Raw genomic sequence first — 5,363 nt, forward strand, 5'->3', positions numbered from 1 at the left:
GTGTACGAGTTCGATGGAGGCACCGCACTGCCTGCGGGATCTCTGGGGACAACGCAAGCGCTGGCGGATCGGCCACGTGCAGGTCGTCCATATGCGCCTTCGAGAAGCCCTTACTGGTGACCGCGATCTCACGGACGCCATCGCGGTCGGGCGGGCCGTGGGGGCCGTGCTCGCCGGTGGCGTGCTGTTGGTTTTGACCGCCCACGTGCTCTTTTTGACGCTGATCGATCCGGGGGCTGTCCTTCTTCCGTTCACGTCGGTCCTCGCGGTGATACTTGGCGTCTGGAGCCGCGACGCGCTTGATGGGCGGGTCGGCCGCCCGTCCTGGACGATCGCGTTCGTCCCGCTTGTGTACTTTGGGCACGGAATCTTGACGGTCAAGGCCGCCTTCGAGTACGCGCTCACCTGGAGCGGCGAGTGGTATCAGGTCACAAAGACGGGCGCGTGAGACCCCTAGCCCACCACGCAGATGGGTAAATCGACGTTCGCCGGAACCACCCGCGGACGGGTTATAAAGACGCTTCTGGGGTTCGGAGTGGCGATGGCCCTCGTGGGGTTGTTGGTCGCGGGCGTCGGGTGGGAACGGACCCTCTCTCGGCTCCGGACGGCCCGCCCCGGGTGGGTTCTGCTCGCGTGTCTCTCGACGGTGCTGTGTCTGGGGGCGTGGACTAAGACCTGGCAGGCCGTCCTCTCGGCCGCGGGTGTCTCGGTTCCGTACCGAAAGCTCATCGTGACCTTCTTCGCCGCGACGTTCGCAAACTACGTGACCCCGATGGGGCAGGCGGGCGGGGAGCCGTTCATCGCGTACGTCCTCTCGCGGGACACCGAGGCGACGTACGAACAGAGTCTCGCGAGCGTCGTCACCGCCGACCTGATCAGACTTCTGCCCTTTTTTACCGTCGGCGGCGTCGGTCTCGGCTACCTGCTTTTTACCGCCCAGGTCTCGGGGGTGATCGAGCGGTTCGCGATTGTGCTCGTCTCGCTCGCGATTGCGCTCCCGTTTGCGACAGTCGTCGGCTGGCGGTTCCGCGAACGGTTTCGGAACGGCGTGCTGTGGGTTCTCGGTCCGTTTGCTCGTCGGACCTCGCGGCTCTCGCTCGCGTCGGCCCGCGACCGCATCGACCGGCTCTACGGGTCGCTTGAGGTGATCGCAACAGCCCCGCGGGCGCTCGTCGTCGCCGTCGCCTTCGGCTACGTTGGGTGGGTGCTCTTCGCGATCCCGCTGTACTTTTCGGGGCTCGCGATTGGAACGCCGGTTTCGGTCCTGCTCGTCTGTTTTGTCGTCCCCGTGACCGTCATCGCCGGCTCGGCGCCGCTTCCGGGCGGTCTCGCCGCCATCGAGGGAACGCTCGTCGCCCTGTTGACTGCGCTCACGGCACTTTCGACAGCCGACGCACTCGCGGTCACAACGATCTATCGGTTGACAAGTTACTGGTTCGTCGTCCTGCTCGGTGGGCTCGCCGCTCTCTGGGTGGTCCGTCGGGCTTGATCGGCGGACGGGGGGAACGCACCGTCGCCTCGGGGGGGTGACCACGGGGTTGAAGTCCGTTTGCGTCAAATACCGGAGTAATGACGCGACTCGTTCTCTGTGCCGGGACCACCGAAACCGCCGAGATCGACGGTATCAGCGCAGCGGGGGCCAACCCCGAACTCATGATTCACACGCCAAGCGCCGATAGCGAGATCCTGACGTACGGCCGGACTGTCCGGTCCCCGGTCGTTCCCGTCTCGCCGACCGGCTGTCCGACGCCCGCCGTCGTCACCCGGGCAGTCGTCGAGCGGCTTGGCCTCGAAACGACGGTCGTCGACGCGGGCCTCGCCGAACCGACCGGCGCCCCGACCGTCACCGTCGGGGCCAATCCCGGCCGTGACATCCGCGAGTCCGACCCGGTCCCCTCCGCTCCAGGCGCGTTCGCCGCCGCGCGCCAGTTCGGCCGGGCACTCCCCGACGACGAATTGTTTATCGCCGAGACGGTCCCCGGCGGGACGACGACCGCCCTCGGCGTGTTGAGCGCGCTCGGGGAGGGCGATGCCCTCGGGGCACCCAACGGAGCGGGGGCCGTCTCCTCGTCGCTGCCGGAGAACCCCCTCAGGCTGAAACGGGAGATCGTCGCCGAATCGCTCGCCGCCTCGACACTGGAGTCCGGCGATGCCGACGGCGAACCGACCGTCGCGTTGCGCCGGGCGGGCGACCCGGCACTGGCGGTCGTCGCAGGACTCGCGGCTGGCGCGCTTGAGACCGACACTGCGGTGACGCTGGCTGGCGGGACGCAACTCGTCGCTGCGGCGGCCTGCCTCCGGCACGGCGGGTACGACCGGAGCCTGTCGCTCGCGACGACGTCTTTCATCGCCGAGGACCCCTCGATCGATCTCGATCGGGCCGCCGACGCGCTGGACCTCTCGGTGACCGTCACCGATCCAGGATTCACCGACGACCATCCGGCGATGGCCGCCTACAACGCCGGCGAGGCAAAGGAGGGTGTCGGGATGGGTGGCGCGCTGGCGTTGGCTGATCGGGCGTCGGTCCCGATGGCCGACATCCGGTCAGGCGTTCGGGACGTGTATGCCCGGTTGTTAGCGGAGACCGATCGGGAGGTGCCATCGCCATGAAGGGATTCGTCCTCGCCGGGACGGCCTCTGGCGTCGGGAAGACGGTCGCCGCGCTCTCGGTCCTGACGGGGCTTCGGCGCGCCGGCTACGACCCACAGCCCGCGAAGGCCGGCCCGGACTTCATCGACCCGAGCCACCATGCCGTCGTCTGCGACCGGCCCTCCCGAAGCCTCGATCCGTGGCTCTCCGGGACCGAGGGCTGTCGGCGCAACTACTGGCGCGGTTCGGGCGACGTCTGCGTCGTCGAGGGGATGATGGGTCTCTACGACGGGACGACCTCGACGGCGGCCGTCGCGGAGACGCTCGAGTTGCCCGTCGTCCTCGTCGTCGACGCGAAGGCAGGCATGGAGAGCGTCGCCGCGACGGCGGTCGGGTTCGAGGCCTACGCCGCCGAAGCCGACCGGGACATAGACGTCGTCGGCGTCCTCGCCCAGCGCGCCCACGGCGGTCGCCACGCTGACGGCATCCGCGAAGCGCTGCCCGAAGGGCTCGCGTACCTGGGGCGGGTTCCGCCCCTATCCGGGCTCGAGATCCCGGATCGTCATCTCGGACTTCACATGGGCGCGGAGGCCCCGGTCGATACCGACACCCTGCGGGAGGCGAGCGAACACATCGATATCGAGCGACTCGTCGATATCGCCCGCGAACCGCCGCGTTCGGAGGGGGCGGGCCCAACTGCCGCCGAGGCGGACGCGACCGTCGCCGTCGCAGACGACGGGGCGTTCTGTTTTAAATACCCTGCGACGATCGATCGCCTCCGCGAGCGGGCGTCGGTCGTCACTTTCTCGCCCGTCGCTGGTGACCCGCTGCCGGCTTGCGACGGCGTCTACCTTCCCGGCGGCTACCCGGAACTTCACGGCGGGGCGCTGGCCGCGGGTGACACCCTCGAAGACCTCGGCGAGCGGGCCGCAGAAGGCCTTCCGGTCCTCGGGGAGTGCGGTGGTCTGATGGCGCTCGCGGAGACGCTGACCGATACCGACGGTCGGACCCACCGGATGGCCGGTGTCCTCCCCGCCGACGTGCAGATGTGCGACCGATATCAGGCGCTCGACCACGTGGAGTTGCGCGCCCGGAACGACGCGCTCACCGCCGATACCGGGGCGACAATCCGTGGCCACGAGTTCCACTATTCCGAGGCCGACGTGGCCTCCGACGCGACGTTCGCCTTCGACGTCGAGCGCGGCGACGGGATCGTCGACAAGAAGGACGGCCTGACCGAACACCGGACGCTCGGCACCTACGCGCACGTTCACGCCGACTCGGGGGCGTTCGACCGATTCGTCGACCGGCTGTGATCGTCTAGGTTGTAGATACTATCTAAGCTGTACGATATATAAGTGGCTATCGCGAACGGTGATCGTATCAGCGTTGTCGGATTCACTCCCGTGGTAAACGACGGGGCCTCAAGCAAACATAAGCGTGCAGCAGCGAACGACGCCGTCGGCGGGAGTACGTATTCGATCAGCGGGCGCGTCAGCTCAGGCCTTACGTGTCGTCAGCCGGGTGATCGTAACGGCGTAGCACGCTCCGCAGTCACACTGCACGCTCGCGGTCCCTTCCTCGCTCAACAGCGTGGCCCCGCAGTCGCACTGTATCGTGACGGTCGCACTCCCCGTCACGGTTCCCCCCAGACGCTCTCGGCGTGGTTGTACCCACCGCATCGCTTCGTGACAGCGCGAGCCACTCCACAGGGGCCAGGATTCCCCATAGCCATCGTGTCCCAACGGCGTGGACGGTGTTCGATACGGCCGCTGCCACATGTATGCTTGCCGTGCATCCCCAGTTCCAATTAGATAGCACCCATATATAATAATATATTGTTTTGAGCCACCCATTTGTTGTGAATAACTGGGTGACAATTGGGTGTTCGTCCGACGCCGACGGGGGCACAACCGGCCGGGAGAGTCGGTCGCATGGGTCGGATCGCCGACCGCCGTGGGGGGAGCGGCAGTTACAAGCCATCTGCGGCCCCACAAACGTACATGTCCGACACCGAACGTCTGTGGCTCGTCACGCGCGAGTACGGCGACGAGTCCCTCGTCGAACTCGTCTACGCGACGCCGGACGGCGCTCGCTGCGTGGTGAAACACCTGAGCGCACAACTCCTCCGTTCGAAGGAGATCACCGCCGCCATCGACGTCGAACCCGGTCGGCTCGATCCGGTCGGAGACAAGGACACCCGCGAACACTACGCCGACGAGGTCGAGCGCGTCCGGGAGCGACACGACCCTGACGAGACGCTGTGAGTCCGCCCGCCTCCGAGTCGTTCGATCGTGTGCGATAGAACGACCGTCGGAACGGGGGTTGTCTGGGGCAGCCGACAGCGCGGAATCGGCGTTGGAAAATGCGTTCGATATCGTCGCGTTCGCCGTTACCGGGGGCGCTTTTATAAGAAGAACGTCGGTAGTTCACTCGCCGACTGGTCGAGCGGTGACCTCCGAGTCGGCTTGGGCCCGCCACAGCGACGCGTACTCGCCGTCGACAGCAAGTAACTCGTCGTGGGTTCCCGACTCGACGATTTCGCCGTCGTCCATGACGACGATTCGGTCGGCCCCCTGGATCGTCGAGAGTCGGTGGGCGATGACGAAGGCGGTTCGATCCTCGATGAGCCGATCCAAGCTCCGCTGGATGAGTTCCTCGGTTTCGGTGTCGACATCGCTCGTCGCCTCGTCAAAGACGATGATCGAGGGGTCGTTGAGCAGCGCGCGCGCAATCGCGAGGCGTTGGCGCTGGCCGCCCGAGAGCTTCACGCC

The 5,363-nt window shown here is 66.9% G+C and carries 5 protein-coding genes and 1 pseudogene; 5 read left to right on the forward strand and 1 reads right to left on the reverse strand.

The genetic code is table 11. From position 1 onward, the window contains the following. From ACI944_RS11265 to ACI944_RS11285, 5 genes and pseudogenes are all read left to right on the forward strand, one after another. Window positions 1-448 (forward strand): annotated as a pseudogene (locus tag ACI944_RS11265) (glycosyltransferase family 2 protein); the annotation flags it as partial. A 21-nt stretch (window positions 449-469) separates the two neighbouring features. Then, a complete protein-coding gene (locus ACI944_RS11270) occupies window positions 470-1,489 on the forward strand; it encodes a lysylphosphatidylglycerol synthase transmembrane domain-containing protein (protein ID WP_411719152.1) in 1,020 nt (339 codons plus the stop codon). Between the two features lie 80 nt (window positions 1,490-1,569). Further along, on the forward strand, window positions 1,570-2,610 hold the full coding sequence (locus tag ACI944_RS11275; protein WP_411719153.1) for a nicotinate-nucleotide--dimethylbenzimidazole phosphoribosyltransferase: 1,041 nt from the start codon (window positions 1,570-1,572) through the stop codon (window positions 2,608-2,610). Next, a complete protein-coding gene (locus ACI944_RS11280; protein ID WP_411719154.1) occupies window positions 2,607-3,905 on the forward strand; it encodes a cobyrinic acid a,c-diamide synthase in 1,299 nt (432 codons plus the stop codon). Before ACI944_RS11275 ends, ACI944_RS11280 begins: the two co-directional genes overlap by 4 nt. A gap of 687 nt (window positions 3,906-4,592) precedes the next feature. Then, window positions 4,593-4,856 (forward strand): hypothetical protein, encoded by a 264-nt coding sequence (locus ACI944_RS11285; protein ID WP_411719155.1) that lies wholly within the window; start codon window positions 4,593-4,595, stop codon window positions 4,854-4,856. Between the two features lie 162 nt (window positions 4,857-5,018). On the opposite strand, the gene ACI944_RS11290 is transcribed toward ACI944_RS11285, so the two are convergent. After that, on the reverse strand, window positions 5,019-5,363 hold a 345-nt coding region (locus ACI944_RS11290), incomplete at its 5' end, for an ATP-binding cassette domain-containing protein (RefSeq protein ID WP_411719156.1).

Source organism: Natronomonas sp. (assembly GCF_046710025.1).
GTDB lineage: Archaea > Halobacteriota > Halobacteria > Halobacteriales > Haloarculaceae > Natronomonas.

Excerpts from the sequence above, each read along its gene's own strand:
- ACI944_RS11270 (WP_411719152.1), top strand. The coding sequence starts at position 470 with ATGGGTAAATCGACGTTCGCCGGAACCACCCGCGGACGGGTTATAAAG.
- ACI944_RS11275 (WP_411719153.1), top strand. The coding sequence starts at position 1,570 with ATGACGCGACTCGTTCTCTGTGCCGGGACCACCGAAACCGCCGAGATC.
- ACI944_RS11280 (WP_411719154.1), top strand. The coding sequence starts at position 2,607 with ATGAAGGGATTCGTCCTCGCCGGGACGGCCTCTGGCGTCGGGAAGACG.
- ACI944_RS11285 (WP_411719155.1), top strand. The coding sequence starts at position 4,593 with ATGTCCGACACCGAACGTCTGTGGCTCGTCACGCGCGAGTACGGCGAC.